Here is a 20,259-nt window from a genome sequence, read left to right as displayed (position 1 = left end):
GGGGCTCGGAGATGGGTATAAGAGACAGCACTGGAAGGAACGTTCATTCCACGCCGCATGGCTCGATCGTCCCCGGGCCCGCTGCCCCTCTCCCTCCTCGGGCGTCACGTGGAAGGAACGTTCATTCCACGCCGCATGGCTGGACCTTCTCCGGCCCGCTGCCCCGCTCTCTGTTCGGGCGCCGCGTGGAAGGAACGTTCATTCCACGCCGCCCCCGCCGACACGCCCCGGCCTCAGCCCTGGAGGCGCAGCACGTACGCCTCCAGGTACACCGACGGCAGGTCCATGTCCCCGGACGGCTCGCGCACGTAGCCGCGCTTCATGTACATGCCGGCCACGCCGGCCGCGCCCCTGCGCACGTGGAGGCACACCGCGGCCATGCCCCAGCGCCGCGCGAGGGCCTCGGCGGCGTCCAGCAGGGGCCGGCCCAGCCCGGAGCCGTGGTAGCGCACGGCGGTGGCCAGGCCGCGCAGGTCCGCCGCATCGGGCAGCCACGCCTCGGAGCCCGGCGCGCCCGGCGGGTAGAGGGCCACCGTGCCGGCGACCACGCCATCCACCTCCGCCACCAGCACCGTCGCCACCTCGCGGCGCGAGGCCACGTCGCGCAGCTCGCGCTTGCGCTGCTCGGTGTAGACGACCTCCGGCAGCTTCTTCGCGTACTGCGTGAGGAAGGCCTCGACCAGCAGCTCACCAACGATTGCGTCATCCTCGGGCCGTGCCTCGCGGATGACGGCCCTGCCCGCCACGTCCTGGGTGCTCATGCGCCCGCGCTCTAACACACGCGTGGCCGGGGCGCTGCTCACAGGAAGTCGCCGATGAGCCAGGGTAATTGCTCGCCCAGCTTCTGCAGGAGCCCCCGGCGCTTCCACCCGCTCCAATGGATTTCGTGCGAGTGGCCCAGGTCCTTCTCGAACGTCTCGGCGAGCCGGGCCGCCAGCTCCGCGTCCTCCACCACCACCGAGCACTCCTCCGAGCTGCTCAGCGCCAGCGGGTCCAGGTTGGTGGAGCCGATGACGGACAGCGAGTCGTCCACGAGCATCGTCTTGGCGTGCATCATGGACAACTCGTACTCCCAGATGCGCACGCCCCCTTCGAGCAGCCGCGCGTAGGACGCCCGCTGTGCCGCGTGCACGGGGGCGATGTCATGGTGCCGTCCGGGCACGAGCACCCGCACGTCCACGCCCTGCTTCACCTTCTCGATGAGCATGTCGCTGATGGCTTCCGAGGGGATGAAGTACGAGTTGGCAATCCAGAGCCGCTCGCGCGCCGAGGCGATGGTGAGCAGCGTCATCCGCCGCGCCTCGGACATGAAGCGGTGGCCGGTGCTCGCGACGAAGCCGGCGCGAGCCGGGCCCACCTGCGCTGGCTCGGGGAAGTCGCTGGCCGGGAGGAAGTCTCCGCCGGACTCCTGCCAGTTCTGGGCGAAGGCCATCTGCATGGAGCGCACGGTGGGGCCCTCGACGCGCACGTTCATGTCGCGCCAGGAGTCCGGGCCCTCCGCGTTGCCGAGCCAGCTCTTCCAGATGCCCCAGCCGCCGGTGAGGCCCACGGTGCCGTCGCGCACCACCAGCTTCCGGTGCATGCGCGACTTGATGCGCTGGACCTCGAACGCGGCGATGGAGCCCTGGATGGGACGGAAGGTGCGCGTCTCGCAGCCGGCCTCGGCGAGGGAGGGTGCCACGGCCTCGAAGTTGACGCTGCCGAGTGGGTCCACGAGCACGCGGCAGGTGACACCGGGCTGCCGCTCGCGAAGGGCCTTCACCAGCCGGTCCGACGGCCCCCCCGGGCGCCAGATGTAGCTGGCGATGTGGATGCTGGAGCGCGCGGCGCGAATCTCTTCCTCGATGGCGTCGAAGATGTGGCCGTTCTCCACCAACTCCACGCGGTGGCCGGGCACCAGCTCCACGCCGAGCGACTGGTAGAACGCGAGCGAGCGCGCCTCGGGGCTGCCCTCCGGCAGCGCGCGCAGGCGCAGGTCGTGCCGGTGATTCGGATAGGGGCAACCGGCGAGCAGTAGCGCGACGAGCACGAGCGGAGCCGGCTTCACCTCCGGAAGCTAATCGTGCGAGCGCCGGAGTGCACCTGCCCTCCATGATGCTTCGGTCGGAGGACAGCGTCCGGCCGAGAACATCCGCGGCCTTCGACACTGTGTGCTGGCGGGCGCGGAGTACACGGGCAGGGTGGATGTACACGCGTGGGGTGCGCACCATTGCCACCACCACACCGTGCCCATGTCACTGCCCTGCTCCACGCCCGCCGTGTCCCTGCTGCTGCTGTGCCTGCTGGCACCCGTGGCGCAGGCGGCTTCCGATGCGCCGCTGAGACGGGACGTGGAGCCGCGCGGTGCTCCATCAGACAGCGGAGAAGGCACGCGGCTGCCGGGGATGAGCGGCGTGCCCGCCGACTCGGATGGGAAGGATGTGCCGCTGTCAGCGGGAGCGTGGGCGGCGCATGGCGGGCTGGCGCTGCTTCCGCTGGGAGGCATCTGGGGCGCGAGCCGCGTGGGCGGAGACACCCGGCTGGGCGCCACGGCCTCGGAGACGGCGGCGGGCATGCTGCTGGGCTCGATGCCGGCGCGGCTCCTCTTCTTCCGCCCCGTGGCACCGAGCCGCGGGCGCTGGATGGAGCTGGAGGTGGCGTCCTTCGGCGCGGGGCTCGTGCTGACGCCGCCGCTGACGGCGCTCGGCACCTGGGGCATGGGCGAGCTGGCGTTCGGAAGGAGCAGGGACCGTGGCGACGCGTACCTCGGAGCACTCGGCGGAGCGGCGGCGGGCATGCTGCTCGGCGTGGCCGTCCACGAAGTACTGGTGAAGCTTTCCGGCCCGAGTGCTCGCCTGAAGACCGGACGTCAGCTCATCGCGTTGGGAATCATCGGTGCGGGTGCGACGGTGGGCTACCAGTGGGCCGGTGGTGGCCCGCGTCCCGACAGGCACACGCCATAGTTCCACGTCTGGCGAAGTGGAAGAGACTGACACGTCGTGTCTGTTGTTACGCGGCGACAGCAGCGCCAAGCTGCGCGCCGCAGTACGGACACCGCAACTGGAGACACGCCATGATTGCTCGGAAGAACCTCCGTATCGCCGTGGTCCTCACCGCCGCCGCCGCCGTGTTCGGGATGGGCGTTGCCATGACGCCCGCCACCGCGTCCGCGGAGGAGTGCCAGGTGTACTGCTACAAGCACCCCATCACCGGGGAGCTCATCTGCACCCCTCCGTGTCCGTAGTCGCAGCGCGCGCGCACGGAACCTGAAGCGCCCGAGGCCCCATCGCACCGCGGTGGGGCCTCTGTCATTCCAGGGTATCGTCCCCGGGCTCTGTCGTGAGAGGACGTCCACGTGCCGACCCGTGCCCCGTCGAAGCCGCGCAAGACCGCCAGCCCCCAACCGCGCAAGGCGGCCACGAAGCGCGTCGAAGAAGCAGGAGCACGGACGGACCCGGCCGTCGTCGAGTTCCTGCGGAAGTTGGAGCACCCGTTGAAGAAGGAGGTCGAGGCGGTCCGGCAGCTCATCCTCGGCCTCGGCCCGGAGGTTCGCGAGGGCATCAAGTGGAACGCGCCGAGCTTCCGTACGACGGAGCACTTCGCCACGTTCAACCTGCGCGACCCGGACCGCGTGCGCCTCATCCTCCACACGGGCGCGAAGGTGAAGGACACGGCGAAGTCGGGCGTGAAGGTCGCGGACCCCTCCGGCCTGCTGGAGTGGCTCGCGAAGGACCGCTGCCTGGTGACGCTGACGGACGGGAAGGACCTGAAGGCGAAACGCACCGCGCTGGAGGCCGTCCTGCGCGAGTGGATTGAGCGGGTCTGAGTTCCCCTACTCCGTCCGCATCGCCTCCACGGGGTCCAGCTTCGCGGCGCGCGCGGCCGGGTAGATGCCGAAGCCCAGCCCCACCCCGCAGCTCATCGCGAGCGACAGCGCCACCGCCCACCCGGGCACCTCCGTGGGCAGCCCCATCACCCACCGCGCCAGGTGCGCCAGCCCCACGCCCAGCGCCACGCCCACCACTCCGCCCACCAGCGACAGCACCACCGCCTCCAGCGCGAACTGCGCCAGGATGCGCCGCTTCTTCGCCCCCAGCGCCTTGCGGATGCCAATCTCCCGCGTCCGCTCCGTCACCGCCACCAGCATGATGTTCAGGATGCCGATGCCGCCCACCAGCAGCGACAACAGGCACACCCCGAAGCTCGCCACCGAGATGACGTTGGAGATGTTGTTGAACATCTCCGTCGCGCTCTCGTTCGAGAACACGAAGAAGTCGTCCTCCTCGTGTGGCTTCAACCCATGCCGCCGCCGCATCAGCAGCGTCACCTCGTCCTGCGCCCGCTGCACCAGGTCCGCCGCTTGCGCCTGGATGCTCACCCGGTAGTCCCGCACCCCGAAGAGCTGGCGGAACACCGACAGCGGCATCATCACGTTGTTGTCCTGCCCGCCTCCGCCCAGGAAGCCGCCCTTGCGCTTCAGCGTGCCAATCACCACGAACGAGCGCCCCTGGATGCGAATCTGCTGCCCCAGCGCCTCCACCCCCGGAAACAGCGTGTCCGCCAGGTCCTGGCCAATCACCGCCACGCGCCGGCCATCCAGGTACTCCGTCTCCGTGAAGGGCCGCCCCGACGCCAGCGCCACCGAGTTCGTCTGGAAGTACTCCGGCGTGCCCGCCCACGCGCTCACGTTGGGCCGCGACTCCCGCTCCGCCGTGGACACCTTGAACCCGCCCTTCGAGTCCTCCGCCGCCGCCGTCAGCACCGACGGCTGCTCGCGGATGGCCTTCAGGTCCTCCTCGTTCAGCCGAGGCCGCCGCGCCAGCTCCGCCGGGGACAGCGGCCCGCCGAACGGCAGCCGCTGCACCTGGAAGCAGTCCGGGCCCAGCTCGGACAGGCTCTCGTTCACCTGGTTCCGCAGGCCTTGAATGATGCCCATCATCGCCACCACCGTGGTGGCGCCGATGACGATGCCCAGCAGCGTCAGGAAGGAGCGCAGCGGGTTGGCGACGAACGTCCCCAACGCCAGCCGCAAGGTGTCCCACAAAGCCATCATCGCCGCCGTCTCCCGTCAGTCGTGGCGGAGCGCTTCCACCGGATCCAGGTTCGCCGCCCGCGCCGCCGGCCAGATGCCGAACAGCAGCCCCACCATCGCCGCGAAGCCCACGCCCAGCACCACCGTCAGCGGCTGCACCGCCGCCGCCAGCGGCGTGATGAGCGACACCGTCCACGCCAGCCCCAGGCCCGCCACCGTGCCCAGCGTGCCGCCCACCGCCGACACGCTGGAGGCCTCCATCAGGAACTGGAGGATGATGGTGCGCTTGCGCGCCCCCAGCGCCCGCCGCACGCCAATCTCCCGCGTCCGCTCGCGCACCGACACCAGCATGATGTTCATGATGCCGATGCCACCCACCAGCAGCGTAATCAGCCCCACGCCCGTGGCCGCGCCGTAGAGCGCGCCGGTGAGCTGGGCGTAGATGTTGGCGAGCTGCTCGGGGCGGTTGATGGAGAAGTCGTCCGGGACGCCGGGCGGCGTGCCACGCTCACGCCGCAGCACGGCGGTAATCAGGTCCTGCACGTCCAGGACGTTGTCCGGTGAGTCCAGCGCCACCGCGATGTTCGGCGAGCGCCGCTTGCCGTAGGCCGCCAGGAAGCTGGTGTACGGCGTCACCACCACGATGTCCTGGTTCTCCCCGAGGATGCTGCCCTTGGCCTCCAGCGTCCCCACCACGCGGAAGGGCTTGCCATCGAGGTAGATGCGCTGCCCCAGCGGGTTGACGCCCGCGTAGAGCGTGCGCACCACCTCCGCGCCGACGACGGCCACCGCCGAGCGGTTGTCCACGTCCGCGTCGGTGAGGAAGCGGCCGGTCTCCACGACCCAGGAGGACACCGTGCCGTACTCGGGCGAGGTGCCCACCAGCGTCACCGAGCTCATCTTCCGGTCCAGCCAGCGCGCCTCGCCCCGGTCGAAGAAGAGCGGCGCCACGGCAATCACGTGCTCGGAGGCGGCGCGGATGGGCTCCACCAGCTTGATGGAGAGGTCCTTCCGGTTGCGGAACGTCCACCAGTCCCCCTGCACCGTCCACGGGAACTTGGACACCTGGAGCGTGTTGGCCCCGATGCCCGCGAGCTGGTCCGCGAAGGACTTGTTGATGCCCTGGATGATGCCGACGATGGCCAGCAGCGTGCACACGCCCACGCCGATGCCCACCGTCGTCAGGATGGTTCGCAGGCGGTTGGAGAACAGCGAGAACAGCGCGATGCGCCCGCCCTCCCACACGTCGACCCTGAAGCTCACGTGATGACCTCTCCACCGCCCCGGCCTGCTCCGGGCGGACCACCCATGCGGGCACCCTGGTTACGCGCCAGGTTCCCCGTGATTGCACGACACCCGTCCCAGGACAATCGCCCACCGTCCGGGTTCCCCTTCCCCGCGAGACGAAGGCCTCGAACACCCACACCCGGGGCTCATTCCCCTCGCACCCGCCGCCAGGCCCGGGCCAGCGCCGCCGCCGCCCGGTCCACCTCCTCCTCGGTGGTGTCCGGCCCCAGGGACAGGCGCACCGCCCCCAGGGCCTCGGCCTCGGGCAGCCCCATGGCGCGCAGCACCGGGGACGCGGACTCGCCGCCCTCGTGGCAGGCCGAGCCGGTGGAGGCCGCCACCTCCGGCGCCGCCGCCAGCACGTCGCTGCCCCGCGCTCCCGGGAAGCGCACATTGAGCGTGTTGGGCAGCCGCTCCGTGAGGTGGCCATTCAGCGCCAGCCCGGGCACCTCCGCGCGCAGCCGCTCCCACAGCCGCTCACGCAATGCCACCCGGGACGCGAGGCCCTGCTCCAGCCGGGCGCGGGCCCGCTCGCACGCGGTGCCCAGGGCCACGGCGTAGGGTACGTTCTCCGTGCCCGGCCGCAGTCCCCGCTCCTGGCCGCCGCCCAGCACGAAGGGCCGCAGCGGCGTGCCCGGCCGCACGTACAGCGCGCCCACGCCCTTGGGCGCCCGCAGCTTGTGGCCCACCAGCGTCAGCAGGTCCACGCCGAGCGCCTCCACGTCCACCGGCACCTTGCCCACCGACTGCGCCGCGTCCGTGTGCACGGTGGCGCCGTACCGGTGGGCGTGCGCCGCCACCTCGGCCACCGGCTGCAGGACGCCCGTCTCGTTGTTGGCGTGCATCAGCGTCACCAGCGCGGTGTCGCCCTCCGCCGCGTCCAGCGCCCGCGCCGCGTCCTCCACGCGCACCCGGCCGTCCGCGTCCACGGGCAGCCACGTCACGCGCCAGCCGCGCCACTCCAGCGTGTCGCACGGCAGCTTCGTGGCTGGGTGCTCGATGACGGAGGTGAGGACGTGGCGCCGCTCGGCGCGGGCCTCGGCGGTGCCGCGGATGGCGAGGTTGTTGGCCTCGGTGCCGCCGGAGGTGAAGAGGATGTCCCCGGCCTTCGCGCCGATGAGCGCCGCCACCTTCGCGCGCGCATCCTCCAGCGCGGCCCGGGCTCGCCGGCCATACGGGTGCCCGCTGGAGGGATTGCCGAACTCCTCGCGGAGGTACGGCAGCATCGCGTCCACCACCTCGGGGTCGATGGGCGTGGTGGCGTTGTGGTCCAGGTACAGGGGGCGCTCGGGGAGGCTCATGCGCCCCGCAGGATGGCGGAAAGGCCGGGGACGTGTCGCCCTCCCGTGCGTCACATTGTCCGGCCCCGGGCGCCACGGAGGATTCTTCCGCGGCGCCCGGAAGGCCTCACGTCACGGAACCACCGTCACCGAGGTGCCCTCGATGCGGACGTTCAGCTTCGCCTCGTTGGCGTGGGTGGACGCCTCCTCGATGATGTCCTGCTCGTCCACGCCCACGCGCAGCGTGTACGTGCCGTCCGTCAGGTCGGTGATGTCAATCCACTGGCAAGGGATGTCGGCCACGTAGATGTCCGACCAGCCGGCGGAGATGCCCATGCGCTCGGCGTAGACGAAGTACGGCGCCGCGTCCGAGCACTGGCGGTGGTAGTCCACCAGGTAGAAGCCCTGCTTGCGGCCCTGCACCACGTCGTTGCCCTGCGCGTCGCGCAGCGCGTACCCGGCGAAGTTCGTCAGGTGGTCGTGCCCGTGGCACTGGTCCCAGACGTACAGGTCCGGCCGCTCATCCACGTTGGGCACCGAGGCCGCCGCCGTCCCCAGGTTGACGATGGAGGTGCTGAAGCGCAGCAGGCGGCGCTCGCCCGCGGCCGGCACGCAGCCCTCAATCACCTCGCACGCGTCGGCCGCGAAGGTGCGGCGCTCCACGTACAGCGAGCGGGCCAGCACCTCCCCGTCCACGGTGAGGTCCGGCTTGCCATTCACCGGGTCATGCTGGAGGTTGCACGCCGTCTCCTCGGGCATGTACGGCCGGCCCGCGGGCGTCGCCGGCACCGCGCCACCGCCGAGGACGACGACGCGCCCGCCCGGCCCGGAGATGAGCCCGGACGGAGGCGCCATGCCCACCACCAGGTCGGCGAAGCCGTTGCCATCCAGGTCCCCCGGCGTCAGCACGGCGTAGCGGTGGAAGCCCTCGTACTGCGAGGGGAGCGTGTCCGCCCGGGGCCACGCCCAGGCGGGCTTCAGCTCACCGGAGATGGCCGCGCCCGGAGAGTAGAAGTAGAGGCGGCCCATGGAGCCCACCACGAAGTCCAGGGCGTGGTCGTCTCCATCCAGGTCGCCCACCGGGACGATGGGGTTGCCGAACAGCGCGAAGAGCGGGTCCTCCATCACCGACCAGGTGGGCGCCAGCGCGTAGCCGCCCTGCGCCTGGGGGTCGGACATGTGCAGGCGCACCGTGCCGCCCCCCGGCCCCGCGAAGCGCTCGGGCTGCCCGTCTCCGTTGAGGTCCGGGAAGAGGGCCAGGATTTGCGAGTCCACCGTCCACACGGGCTGCGCCGACAGCGCTCCGTCACACCCCTCCGTGGTGCCCGTCTTGCACCCCAGGTAGAGGCTGAACTCGGTGCCCGTCACGGTGCTGTAGCCCAGGAGGACGTCCTGCGCGCCGTCGCCGTTGACGTCCCCCGCGCGCCGGGCGGAGGAGGCGAAGATGCGCTCGGTGCGAGGCTGCAGGTTGAAGACCGGCCCCTCCTGGCCCGGCGCGACGAGGTACACGGAGACCACGGCGCCCTTCAGGCTGACGAGGTCGTCCAGTCCGTCGCCGTTGACGTCCGCGAGAACCGACTGGTTGTACGTGCCGCCGCCCGGCACCTGGAACATCAGGTCGTCGAGCACGTTGCCCAGCTCGGGCCCGCCCTTGAAGATGAGCGAGCCGTACTGGCCGGAGATGAGCAGGTCCGCGTACGTGTCCCCGTTCACGTTGCCCACGGACACCGTCATGTTGTTGCCGTTGGTGCGCGTGGAGGTGTTGCGCCAGTCCATCACCCGCGTGAGGCCCTGCTTCGAGAAGTGCGTCGGCTCGCCGGGGAAGATGGACACCCGGCCCGGGTCGCGCGTCGTGGTGAGACACGGTGGCGCCGCGACGACCAGCTCCTCGTGGCCATCGCCATTCAGGTCACCCATGGCGATGGAGCGGCCGAAGCAGCCCGTGGTGTAGGCCGAGTCGTACTCCACTTCCCACTCCGGCGTCTCCGTGAGCACCGGGCCCGCGTCGGGCACGCCGGCATCATCGGTTCCACCGTCCGTCCCGGCATCCGTTCCGGCGTCCGTCCCGGCATCCGTTCCGGCGTCCATTCCGGCGTCCGGAGTGGGGTCGGGGTCGTCGCAGGCACTGAACGTCGCGGCAATGAGGGTGGAAAGCGTCAGCGCTCGAAGCAATCGCATGCGGGTGTTTCCTCGAACATCTCTCAGGGGACCGCCACCGCCCGGGGTACAGGGTCTCGGGCGCGGCGGGGCGAAGGTTACGCGCATGTCTGACATTCAACGCCAGATGCTTGCCGTGCGACTGGTGTCAACTCCGGGCGCCCGGGACGGTACCGACCAGGCAGCCAGCCCGCCGGGGCGACTGGTCGCGAGCCGAGGGCATCCCCAACCTTGCCCCTGGCGCCCGCGTCACTGGCGCGACCACCGCGACCCATGGCCCCGTCCGCCGCCCCAGCCACCGCCGACGCCCTGACCGCCGCCTTCCCGACGTTCTCCCGTTCCCAGAAGGTCTTCACGATGCTGGGGGGACTGCTGGGCGTGCTGCTGGCGGCGCTGGACCAGACGATTGTCGCGACCGCCGGGCCGGCCATCCAGGCCGACCTCCACATCCCCGCGTCGCTCTACCCGTGGCTCACCACGTCCTACCTCGTGGCGTCGACGATGATGGTGCCCATCTGGGGCAAGCTGGCGGACCTCCTGGGCCGGCGGACGGTGCTCGTCTCGGGCATCCTCGTCTTCCTCGCGGGCAGCTTCCTGTGCGGCGTGGCCCGCTCCACGCTGGCGCTCATCCTCTTCCGCGCGGTGCAGGGGCTGGGCAGCGCGGCGCTGTTCACCGCGGCGCTGGCGGTGGTGGCGGACCTCTTCGAGCCCCGCGAGCGCGGGAAGTACCAGGGGCTGTTCGGCGCGGTGTTCGGCCTGTCCAGCGTGGTGGGCCCGCTGGCCGGTGGCTTCATCACCGACCAGCTCGGCTGGCATTGGGTGTTCTTCATCAACCTGCCGGTGGGCGCGGTGGCGCTGGCGCTCATCTTCCTGCGCATGCCGAAGCTGCGGCCCCGGGGCGTGGAGCAGCGAGGGCTGGACGTGCCGGGCGCGGTGGCGCTGGCGCTGGCCGTGGTGCCGCTGCTGCTGGCGCTCAGCCTGGGCAGGACGGGCGGCGGGCCGTGGGGGTGGGGCTCGTGGCGGGTGCTCGGCCTGTTCGCGCTGGCCGCCGTGGGCACGGCGCTCTTCGTCTTCGTGGAGTCGCGCGCGAAGGAGCCGCTGCTGGATTTGGAGCTGTTCCGCATGCGCGCCTTCAGCACGGGCAACGCGGCGGTGTTCGTCATTGGCGCGGTGTTCCTGTCGGGCGTCGTCTTCCTGCCCCTGTTCATGGTGAACGTGGTGGGGCTGTCGGCGACGGCCTCGGGGCTGACCATCATGCCGCTGACGCTGGGCGTGGTGGCGGGCAACGTGCTCAGCGGGTTGCTGGTGTCGAGGCTCGGGCGCTACAAGGTGCTGATGCTGGGCTCGCTGGTGCTGCTGATGGTGGGCTTCACGGTGATGGGCTTCACGCTGACTCCCGAGTCCACGCAGGCGGAAGTCACCGCGAAGATGGTGCTGGTGGGTCTGGGTCTGGGGCCGTCGATTCCGCTCTACACGCAGGCCATCCAGAACACGGTGACGCCCCAGCGCATCGGCGTGGCCACGTCGGCGGCGACCTTCTTCCGGCAGCTCGGGATGACCATGGGCGTGGCGCTGCTGGGCACGGTGTTCGCGGCCACGCTGTCCGGAACGTTGGAGAGCGGACTGTCTCGCGCCACCGAGGGCCTGCCGGAGTCGCTGCGCGCCCAGGTGGCGGTGGCCTCTCCGGGCACGAGCGCGGAGGGAGGCCCCGCGGGTGAGGTCTTCCAGCCCCGCGAGGTGAAGGAGCGCCTGCGCGCGGAGTTCGAGGCGGAGCGCCTCCGGGTGGAGGCCGGGCCCGACGCCACTGGAGCCCGCGCGCGGCTGGAGGCGGAGGAGCGGCGCGCACTCGAGTCCGTGGACCGGGTGGACCTGACGCTCAAGGAGGCCTTCACGCGCGGCGTGTCGGCGGTGTACCGCGTGGCCATCCTCATCGCGCTGCTGGCGCTGGCGGTGACCTTCTTCCTGCCGGAGCTGCCCCTGCGGCGGAGGCATGACCCCGCGCCGATGGAGTGAGCACCGCGAGCGCTCCGGCGCCGCGGCTCGCGCTGGCGATGCGGCCCCTGCACGCGGGCGCGGCGATGGCGTGGGAGGCACACCACCGCCGCTTCGTCAGGCGGCGGTGAGCGCGTGCGGGTGGGCACCCGCTTCCGGCGCCAGCGAGTAGATGCGCACGGGCATGCCCACGCCCTTGAGCACGTGCTCGCCGAGGTCACGCGTGCCGCCCCGGTAGTGGGAGACGAAGGACTCGGACAGGAGCACGGGCTCGTTGAGCGCGGCGCACAGGCCGCCGATGCGGCTGGCCAGGTTGACGGCCGGACCGATGACGGTGAAGTCCAGCCGGTCCGTGGCGCCGATGTTGCCGTACATGACGTCACCCACGTGGAGCGCGGCGCCGAACTCGTACGTGGGCAGTCCCCGGAGCCGGCGCTCCGCGTTGTCACGGGTGGCGGCGGCCACCGCCTGACGGACGGTGCGCGCGGCGGCCTCGCAGCGCTCCTCGACGGGCGCGCCCGCGTCGATGCGGAAGATGGCGAGCACCGCGTCGCCCATGAACTTGAGCACCTCCGCGCCGTGCGCGTGGAAGGCGCCCACCATGGTCTCGAAGTACGCGTTGAGCAGCTCCAGCAGCGCGTCGCGAGGGAGCGCGTCCGACAGCGCGGTGAAGCTGCGGAGGTCACTCAGGCAGATGACGGCGGACGTCGTCTCGCCGTCGCCCCGGCGAATCTGCCCCTGGAGGATGCGCCGGCCGGTGTCGCGGCCGAGGTACGTGTCCAGCAGCACGCCCGTCATGTCCTTGCGCGCGAGCACCTCCATCACGAGCTGGAGCAGCGGGTGCAGACCGTGGAGCAGCGCGAGCTGCGCGTCCGTGAAGCCCCCGGGCGCGGCGGTGGCCCAGGACACGGCATGGCGCGCGCCGTCGCTGAAGCACACCGGCAGCGCGAGGTAGTCGGTGAGCCCGTCGGCGCGCAGCTCGTCGAACATCGGGAAGTCGCCCGGCGCGGATGGCGCCTCCAGGCGGCGGTGGATGCCGGGCGAGCCGTCGAGCAGGGCCTTGAAGGGGCTGAGCGCGAAGCCGGGCAGGTGCTGGAGGCCGTGCGGGTGCACCTCCGTGGAGACGCCCTGGCCGGAGCGCCAGCGGAAGCTGCGGCCGTGCAGCAGCGGGTGCAGGGTGAAGAGGGAGAGGGACGCCCGGGACAGGGGGACACCCTGGTCCTGGAGGCGCTGGCAGAGGGACGCCAGCAACGGGGCCGGGCCTTCCAGGCTCCGCGCCTCGGACACGAGCCAGCCCGCGACGTCCGGGCCAGTCCCGGGCAGCAGTCCGCGGCTCATCCGCGAGTCTCCGGCATTCATGCTCAATGAGGCGCTCATCCTGGCGGGGGCCACCGTCAGGTGAGACGCATTGTTTCACTGAACCCGCCCGAGCGCGAGGGGCCGGGTAGACCAGACAGGGCGGCCAGGCAGGCGTGGGCCTTCCCACGCCCGCCTATGCGCCCGCGGTCACGGAGCGCAGCGGATCTGCACGGGGTAGCTCTCCAACACCACACACTCGCCCCGGCCGCACTGGAGGCGGTCGCAGACGGCGCGGGTGTCCACGCAGAGCGCCTTGCGGCCGGTGTCCAAATCGAGGCTCGCGCACGTCAGGCCCTCCGGGCAGGTGGGCGACTCCACGCCACAGTCCTGCCCGTCGAGCACCGCGCCGTCGCGCAGGGCGAGCTTGCCTCCATCGGTGGCCGGCTGCGGCTCCGGCGCCGACGCACAGCCCCCGAGGACAGACAGCAGCACCACCAGGAACGGCAACCGCGTGCTCCGCTTCATGGGACACCCCTCCTTGTGATTGAGCCTGCTCCCACGTCAGTGCCCGACGTCATGGCCCGGTGACACGGGCTGGGGTCCGGCGAGCCCTCTCGCCCGAGAAGTCCGCCCCGGCAGCGGCGAACCGAGAAGCCCTTCCGAAGACAGGTGCCCCATGGCGTTGGGCTTCCGCATGGCCGGGCGCCTCGTGGGTCAAGCCCGGCCGGACTTCAGGGCCTCGTGTCTTGGGCCTCGGCACAGGCGGGCTCCTCGAAGAAGCCCGCCCAGCCGGACCGCTCAGTGCCCGGTGGCCTTGGGCTGCGTCGCGGCGGGCGCGGGCGCGCCGGGCGGCGTCGCCGGAGCCTCCGGACGCGCGAGCGTGGTCGGCATCTCCGCCATCGCGTACGTCATCCACGCCACCGCGGCGGTGCTGCGCGCCAGGTCCTGCGGATCCACCTTGTCCAGCGTGTCCGCCATGGTGTGGTGGTAGTCGAAGTAACGGGAGCTATCCACCTCCACGCCGAAGAAGGGCACGCGCGCGGGAGCCATGGGGCTCAGGTCCGCGCCGCCCGCCTCGCGCGCGGAGAAGTTCGCCGCGCCCAGCGCCACCAGCGGCGGCAGCCACGGCCGCACCAGGTCCTGGCCACCCGCGCCCGCGCGCAGGCTGACGGCGACAGGCTTGAAGCCCCCCGCGTCCATCTCCATCGCCGCCACGTGCCGGGGCAGCTCGGCGGCGTGCGCCTCCGCGTAGGCCCGGGCGCCGTGCAGGCCATGCTCCTCGTTCATGAAGAGCACCACGCGCACCGTGCGGCGGGGCGCCTGGGGCAGCTTCGCGATGAGGCGCGCCGCCTCCATCACCATCGCCACGCCGGCGCCATCGTCATGCGCGCCCGTGCCCACGTCCCACGAGTCCAGGTGCGCGCTGATGAGCACGATCTCCTGCGGCTTCTCGCGCCCCTTCACCTCGGCGATGACGTTGTGCGACTCCACCTCGGGCAGCTCGGAGCAGCCGAGCACCATCTTCACGCGCACCGGCCCGTTGGCGAGCAGCCGGTGGAGCAGCTCCGCGTCCTCCGTGGCCACGGCCGCGGCGGGCAGCTTCGGGCCGTTGGGTTCGAAGCGCGTGGAGCCGGTGTGCGGCGTGCGCAGCGACGCCGTCGCCAGCGAGCGCACCAGCACCCCCGCGGCCCCGGCCTTCACGGCGGCCGCCGGCCCGCGCCCGCGCAGCCCGGCGAAGCGGCCGTAGTCCGCGGGCACCGACATGGTGTGGTTGAAGAAGACAATCTTCCCCTTCACCGAGTCACCCAGCGCCGCCAGTTGCTCCAGCGACGTCACCTCCACCACCTCGGCGGTGAGGCCCTCGGGCGCGGTGGGAGCGCTGCCGCCCAGCGCGATGAGCGACAGCGGATGCGCGCGCGTGCGCTCGGTGGCGAGCACCTCGCCGCGCTCCTCGCCACGCACCCAGCGCGGCACCTTCACGGGCTCGGTCCACGCCTTCACGCCGTCCGCCTTGAAGCCGCGCATCGCCCACTGCACGGCGGCCGCGGCGCCCTCGGAGCCGGACAGGCGCGGGCCGATGCCGTCGGTCAGCTCGGCCAGCCGCGCGTACGCATGGCCCTCGGTGAGCGCGGGGCCGATGAGCTTCTCCGCGACGGCCTGCGAGTACACGGGGGTGGCCTTCGCCGTCGCGGCGGGCTTCACCGAAGCAGGCGAGGAGGCGGGCTTCGCCGCGGGAGCGGCGCCCGAGACGAGCTGGAGCGCGAGCGAGGCGGGCAGGACGAAGGTGGAAACAGGCAAAGGGAACCTCCGGGGGAGGTGTCCACTCTCCGCAGTTCATCGGGGGCTCGCAAGGAGAAATCCCAGGGGCCACCGCGCGCCGAGAGGGGGAACGCGGCGCGCGGGGCTCAACTGGGACTTCCACGGCGGTGCTGCTTTTGGGGGAGGCAATCACCGCCGCCGCGTCTCACTCCGAAGAGGAAACGTGGCGCCACTCTGAAGGCCCTTCGAGCCATCGTCAAGCACGGTCCCTCGACGGGCACACAAACGAACAGTGCGGGTTCCAAATGGTGGGAACTTTCCATCCATAGTGTTCCCCAGCACCCGAATCAGGGTTTTCGAGGACGCTGCGTCGACTCCACGCCTCTTCCGCAAGGAGCCCCGCCATGGACCTCGACGTCTTCTTCGCCCTCTATCGCGACCTGCCGCAGCTCGGGCCCGGCAGTGACACCTGTACCCGGGTGGCACTGACGCGCCTGCCACCCCTGCCTCCTTCACCGCGCGTGGTGGACGTGGGCTGCGGGGTCGGCCGGCAGACGCGGGTGCTCGCCGAGACGCTGCGCACGCGCGTGCTCGCCATCGACCTTCACCCGCTGTACCTGGAGCAGCTCGAGCGCGACGCGCGCGCGCGGAACCTGGAGTCCCTCATCGAGACGCGCGCGCAGGACATGGGCGCGCTGGAGCTGCCCGCGGGCTCGGTGGACCTGCTCTGGTCCGAGGGCGCCATCTACCACCTGGGCTTCGGCCCCGGCCTGCGCCGCTGGCGCCCGCTGCTCACGCGCTCGGGGCTCGTCGCCGTCACCGAGCTGTCCTGGCTCACCGACGACCGTCCCGCCGAGGCCGTGCGCTTCTGGCACGAGGCCTACCCCACCCTGGGCACCGTGCCGGAGAACCGCGCCACCGCCGAGCGCGAGGGCTACGAGGTGCTCGACACCTTCGCCCTCCCCGCTTCCGCCTGGTGGGACTACTACACGCCGCTCCTCCAGCGCATCGAGCGCATGCGCCCCACCGCCAACGCCGACCTGCTCGAGGTCATCACGGCGACCGAGCGGGAGATCGCCCTCTTCCGCGCCCACGGCCACAGCTACGGCTACGTGTTCTATCTGTTGCGTAACCGCGACGCGTGACGGCAAACGGGAGCGTTCCGAGAGCCTCAATCACTCTCAGGCTCTCAATCCTTCACACGCAGCCACGCCGCTCCATGTGGTGCACGGGCGGTCCTCCACGCACAGCACCCGCCACGGAACAGGACTGACAAAAATCAGGACATGCAAATCTTCCAGAAATGGTGTCTATCTCCTGGTTAACAGAGTCATTGATCCGCCCCCCCGCATGTCCTGACCCGACCTCTCCCCCCCGAGGCCGGTGCTGACGTCGCCTTGCCCCCCAAGGGAAGCATGTTGAACGAGCAGTGGGCTCACCGCTTCTTCGCACTCTCCACGGAGCCCTTCGTCGTACTCGCCGTTGACGGACGCATCCTGGAAGCCAACACCGCCTGGAGCAGCCTGGTGGACTGGCCCCTCGACCTGCTGCGGCAGCAGAACTACCAGGGCTTCATCCACCCGGAAGACCTGGACGCCATGGAGGCCCGCCTGCGCGGGCTGGCGGGGAAGGACGGGCGCGCCGACTTCTCCTGCCGCTGGCGGGGCCAGGACGGCACCTGGCGGTCGCTGTCCTGGAGCGTGGCTTCCGGGAAGGATGATCCGCTCTACTGCACGGTGCGCCCGCTGGAGCCGGCGCCCTCCGTGGAGCAGGCCCTCCTGCGGTCGGAGCAGAACTTCCGCCGGCTCATCGACACCGCGCCCGAGGGCATCTTCGTCCACCGCAACAACCGCTTCATCTACGTGAACCCCACCCTCCTCAAGGCGCTGGGGTACGAGCACGCGAGCGAGCTGCTCGGCCAGCCCATCATCGGCATCGTCCACCCGGACGACTACGACATCGTCAACCAGCGCATCCACACCGCGGCCGTGAAGGGGGAGCTGGCCCCCCTGCGCGAGATTCGCTACCTGCGGCGCGACGGCACCTCGTACGACGCGGAGAGCGTGGGGCTGCCCGTCGAGTTCGATGGCGAGCGCGCCGTGGTGGTGATGTCGCGCGACGTCACCGAGCGCAAGCGCGCCCAGTCCCAGCTCCTGCAGAACGACCGCATGGTGCTGGCCGGCACGCTCGCGGCCGGCGTGGGCCACGAAATCAACAACCCGCTGACCTACGTCATGGCCAACCTGGACTCGGCCATGGAGTCCATGACCTGGCTGCGCGAGGAGCTGACGCACTCGGTGCCGGGGGGCACCGCCACCGGAACGTGGAGCGCCATGCTGGGCGAGACGGAGGCGCTGCTCAAGGAGGCCCAGGAAGGCGCCACGCGCGTGCGCAACATCGTGCGCGACCTCAAGTTCATCTCGCGCCAGGACGAGGAGCGGCGCGAGCCGGTGGACGTGCGCGAGCCGCTCGACTTCTCGCTCAACATGGCCTCCAGCGCCCTGCGCGCCCGCGCCCGGCTCATCAAGAAGTACGAGCCCGTGCCCCGCGTCTTCGCCGACGCGTCCCGCCTGGGACAGGTCTTCCTCAACCTGCTGGTGAACGCGGCGCAGGCCATTCCCGAGGGCAACGTCGACGACCACCACATCACCCTCTGGGTGCGGCCCTCCTCCAGCGGCGGCGTGGCCGTGGACGTGAGCGACTCCGGCATGGGCATGACGCCGTCGGTGATGGCGCGCATCTTCGACCCGTTCTTCACCACCAAGCCGGTGGGCACCGGCACCGGGCTGGGGCTGTCCATCTGCCACAGCCTCGTGCGCAACCTGGGCGGCGACATCACCGTGCGCAGCGAGCTTGGCAAGGGGACGACGTTCACCGTCACCCTGCCCGCCGCGCCTGGCGATGCGGCGGCCATCCCGCGGGCCACCGCCCCGGCCCCGCGCACCGAGCAGCACGGACAGGTGCTGGTGATTGACGATGAGCCGCCCATCGGGCGCTCCCTGGCGCGCATCATCGGCCGCCAGCACCAGGTGAAGGTGGTCAACAGCGGCGAGGAGGCGCTCGCCGTGCTCAACTCCGGCACGCGCTACGACGCCGTCTTCTGCGACCTGATGATGCCCGGCCTCACCGGCATGGACATCTACGAGCGCATCCGCGAGTCCGCGCCCGACCTCTCCCGCCGCTTCATCTTCATCACCGGCGGCTCCTACACCGCCCGCGCTCGCCAGTTCCTCGAGCGGGTGCCCAACCGGCAGGTCGAGAAGCCCTTCGACGTGGAGTTGATTCATCGTTTCCTGGGAGAAGTCCTGGGCACGCCGTCCGGAAGCCCTGATTCCTCACAGTGAGTGAAGCGCAGTGACGCCGGATGTCCCGGCGTGGCCCTGAACCCAAGGAGTGCCTGTGATTGGCGGCACGTTCGTCATCGATGCGGTAACGCACGCGTACAACCTCCACCCGTCCAACTACCGCGCCGGCAAGTATGCCCACTCGCTCGCGCAGCTCATCTGGGGGCTGCACAGCGGCCTGTCCGCGGACCCCCACCGCGTCACCAAGGAGGAGGGCTTCCTCAAGAACTGGTCCGTCCAGGAGCTGGCCCACATCCTCTTCGTGGAGAGCTGCATCGACGTGGCCGTGCACCACGTGCTGCCGCTGCAGACGCTCTACACGGACGGGCTGTGCTCGTACGAGAAGACGGTCGAAATCAAGAAGCGCTATCCGGACCGCTTCCTCGTCTACGCGGGCGTGGACCCGCTGCGCGGCACCGCGGCGCTGGACGACCTGGACCGGCAGGTGGAGGAGCTCAAGCCCGTGGGCCTGAAGCTCTACCCCGCCGCGTGGCTGGGCGAGTCCTTCCGCCACACCGGCTGGCGCATGGATGACCCGAGCATCGCCTTCCCGCTCTTCGAGCGCGCGCGCAAGCTGGGCATCAAGAACATCGCCGTCCACAAGGGCCTGCCCATGGGCGCGGTGCCGCTCGAGCCGTACAAGGTGGACGACATCGGTGGGGCGGCGGACGCCTTCCCGGACCTGAACTTCGAAATCGTCCACGGCGGCATGGCGTTCCTGGACGAGACGGGCATGCAGCTGTCGCTGTTCCCCAACGTGTACGTCAACCTCGAGGTGACGGGCGCGCTCATCGTGAAGCGCGAGCGCTGGTTCGCCGAGTCCCTGGCCGCGCTGCTGAAGTGGGCGGGCCCGGCGAAAATCATGTGGGGCTCGGGCACCGTGTTCAGCCACCCGCAGCCGGCGCTGCACAAGTTCTGGAATGAGTTCCAGCTGCCGGACGACCTGGTGAGCGTCGCGGGCATGCAGGTGACGCCCGACGTGAAGCGCATGATTCTCGGTGAGAACTACGCCCGCTACGCGGGGGTGGACATCGAGGCCACCAAGAAGCGCATCGCCAACGACGCGTTCTCCAAGGCGCGCGAGAAGGGCGACTTCACGCCCTACAGCTACAAGGAAGGCACGCCATGACGGAGCAGGAGCTGCGCTCGCGCATCCAGGACATCCCGGACCCGTGCAGCTGCGCCACCGGCGTGCCGCTGGGCATCGGCGAGATGGGCCTCATCCAGTCGCTGACGTGCGTGGACGGCAAGGTGACGGTGCGCCTGCACATCACCTCGCCCATGTGCATGATGGCCGCCTACTTCATGCGTGAAATCGAGCAGCGCCTCCAGGCCGTGGAGGGCGTCGCGTCCGTGCACGTGGAGTTCGATCACGACCTCAAGTGGACGCCCCAGGACATCCACCCGGACGCCCGCGAGCGGCTGGCGGCGAAGCGCATCACCATGCTCGGCGGCCGGCTGCTGCCGCGCGAGGACGCCCGGAAGAGCGCCTCCTGAGCGCGTAACCCCGCGATTTCATGGGGTGGACACGAGACGCGCCGGAGAGCCGCAACTTCCGGCGCGTCCTTGCGACAATGTCCTACAGGAAGCCCCCTTTCCTTCCAGTTCCCCCCGGAGCCCCCCCATGAAT

17 protein-coding genes are annotated in these 20,259 nt (G+C 70.9%); 8 read left to right on the top strand and 9 right to left on the bottom strand.

Going from position 1 to position 20,259, the window contains the following annotated elements; all coding sequences use genetic code 11:
* Positions 1 to 233 precede the first annotated feature (233 nt).
* Together HG543_RS36045 and HG543_RS36040 are read right to left on the bottom strand one after the other, a co-directional pair.
* The gene (locus HG543_RS36045; RefSeq protein ID WP_169349452.1) at positions 234 to 761 is read right to left on the bottom strand and encodes a GNAT family N-acetyltransferase; all 528 of its coding nucleotides are present in this window, start codon (positions 759 to 761) and stop codon (positions 234 to 236) included.
* Positions 762 to 799: 38 nt separating this feature from the next.
* Positions 800 to 2,047 carry a phospholipase D-like domain-containing protein gene (locus tag HG543_RS36040; RefSeq protein ID WP_169349451.1) on the bottom strand — a complete coding sequence of 416 codons (1,248 nt, stop codon included), beginning with the start codon at positions 2,045 to 2,047 and terminating at the stop codon, positions 800 to 802.
* A 184-nt stretch (positions 2,048 to 2,231) separates the two neighbouring features.
* Between HG543_RS36040 and HG543_RS36035 the strand changes: the two genes are divergently transcribed.
* From HG543_RS36035 to HG543_RS36025, 3 genes are all read left to right on the top strand, one after another.
* Entirely contained in the window at positions 2,232 to 2,942 is a 711-nt protein-coding gene (locus HG543_RS36035; RefSeq protein WP_169349450.1) for a hypothetical protein, read from the top strand.
* A gap of 110 nt (positions 2,943 to 3,052) precedes the next feature.
* A complete protein-coding gene (locus HG543_RS36030; RefSeq protein WP_169349449.1) occupies positions 3,053 to 3,223 on the top strand; it encodes a hypothetical protein in 171 nt (56 codons plus the stop codon).
* A 111-nt stretch (positions 3,224 to 3,334) separates the two neighbouring features.
* On the top strand, positions 3,335 to 3,805 hold the full coding sequence (locus HG543_RS36025) for a DUF1801 domain-containing protein (protein ID WP_169349448.1): 471 nt from the start codon (positions 3,335 to 3,337) through the stop codon (positions 3,803 to 3,805).
* Between the two features lie 6 nt (positions 3,806 to 3,811).
* Here the strand turns inward: HG543_RS36025 and HG543_RS36020 are convergent, their stop codons facing one another.
* The 4 genes from HG543_RS36020 to HG543_RS36005 all read right to left on the bottom strand — a co-directional run bounded on the left by HG543_RS36020 (position 3,812) and on the right by HG543_RS36005 (position 9,756).
* A complete protein-coding gene (locus HG543_RS36020) occupies positions 3,812 to 5,032 on the bottom strand; it encodes an ABC transporter permease (RefSeq protein ID WP_169349447.1) in 1,221 nt (406 codons plus the stop codon).
* 15 nt (positions 5,033 to 5,047) lie between these two features.
* Positions 5,048 to 6,274, bottom strand: coding sequence for an ABC transporter permease (locus HG543_RS36015; RefSeq protein ID WP_169349446.1), 1,227 nt, complete (start codon positions 6,272 to 6,274; stop codon positions 5,048 to 5,050).
* Positions 6,275 to 6,444: 170 nt separating this feature from the next.
* Positions 6,445 to 7,599, bottom strand: coding sequence for a cysteine desulfurase family protein (locus HG543_RS36010; RefSeq protein ID WP_169349445.1), 1,155 nt, complete (start codon positions 7,597 to 7,599; stop codon positions 6,445 to 6,447).
* 111 nt (positions 7,600 to 7,710) lie between these two features.
* Positions 7,711 to 9,756, bottom strand: a complete 2,046-nt coding sequence (locus HG543_RS36005) for a lysyl oxidase family protein (RefSeq protein ID WP_171818471.1) — start codon at positions 9,754 to 9,756, stop codon at positions 7,711 to 7,713.
* 252 nt (positions 9,757 to 10,008) lie between these two features.
* On the opposite strand from HG543_RS36005, the gene HG543_RS36000 reads away from it, so the two are divergent.
* Entirely contained in the window at positions 10,009 to 11,748 is a 1,740-nt protein-coding gene (locus HG543_RS36000; RefSeq protein ID WP_169349444.1) for an MDR family MFS transporter, read from the top strand.
* A 96-nt stretch (positions 11,749 to 11,844) separates the two neighbouring features.
* On the opposite strand, the gene HG543_RS35995 is transcribed toward HG543_RS36000, so the two are convergent.
* The 3 genes from HG543_RS35995 to HG543_RS35985 form a co-directional block, all read right to left on the bottom strand.
* A complete protein-coding gene (locus HG543_RS35995; RefSeq protein ID WP_169349443.1) occupies positions 11,845 to 13,065 on the bottom strand; it encodes an adenylate/guanylate cyclase domain-containing protein in 1,221 nt (406 codons plus the stop codon).
* A 168-nt stretch (positions 13,066 to 13,233) separates the two neighbouring features.
* Positions 13,234 to 13,551: a hypothetical protein gene (locus HG543_RS35990; protein WP_169349442.1), complete on the bottom strand. Its 318-nt coding sequence runs from the start codon at positions 13,549 to 13,551 to the stop codon at positions 13,234 to 13,236.
* 273 nt (positions 13,552 to 13,824) lie between these two features.
* Entirely contained in the window at positions 13,825 to 15,324 is a 1,500-nt protein-coding gene (locus HG543_RS35985; protein ID WP_169349441.1) for a M20/M25/M40 family metallo-hydrolase, read from the bottom strand.
* A 365-nt stretch (positions 15,325 to 15,689) separates the two neighbouring features.
* On the opposite strand from HG543_RS35985, the gene HG543_RS35980 reads away from it, so the two are divergent.
* The 4 genes from HG543_RS35980 (at position 15,690) to HG543_RS35965 (ending at position 20,126) form a co-directional block, all read left to right on the top strand.
* On the top strand, positions 15,690 to 16,430 hold the full coding sequence (locus HG543_RS35980; protein ID WP_169349440.1) for a class I SAM-dependent methyltransferase: 741 nt from the start codon (positions 15,690 to 15,692) through the stop codon (positions 16,428 to 16,430).
* A gap of 270 nt (positions 16,431 to 16,700) precedes the next feature.
* Positions 16,701 to 18,629 (top strand): hybrid sensor histidine kinase/response regulator, encoded by a 1,929-nt coding sequence (locus HG543_RS35975; protein WP_169349439.1) that lies wholly within the window; start codon positions 16,701 to 16,703, stop codon positions 18,627 to 18,629.
* A 55-nt stretch (positions 18,630 to 18,684) separates the two neighbouring features.
* Positions 18,685 to 19,758 (top strand): amidohydrolase family protein, encoded by a 1,074-nt coding sequence (locus HG543_RS35970; protein ID WP_169349438.1) that lies wholly within the window; start codon positions 18,685 to 18,687, stop codon positions 19,756 to 19,758.
* Positions 19,755 to 20,126, top strand: a complete 372-nt coding sequence (locus HG543_RS35965; RefSeq protein ID WP_169349437.1) for a metal-sulfur cluster assembly factor — start codon at positions 19,755 to 19,757, stop codon at positions 20,124 to 20,126. The genes HG543_RS35970 and HG543_RS35965 overlap by 4 nt, the downstream gene beginning before the upstream one ends.
* The last annotated feature ends 133 nt before the right edge of the window (positions 20,127 to 20,259 follow it).

The organism is Pyxidicoccus fallax, assembly GCF_012933655.1.
Classification (GTDB): domain Bacteria; phylum Myxococcota; class Myxococcia; order Myxococcales; family Myxococcaceae; genus Myxococcus; species Myxococcus fallax.
The sequence above is the reverse complement of the archived record's forward strand: the minus strand, read 5'-3'. Positions and strand labels throughout refer to the sequence as shown.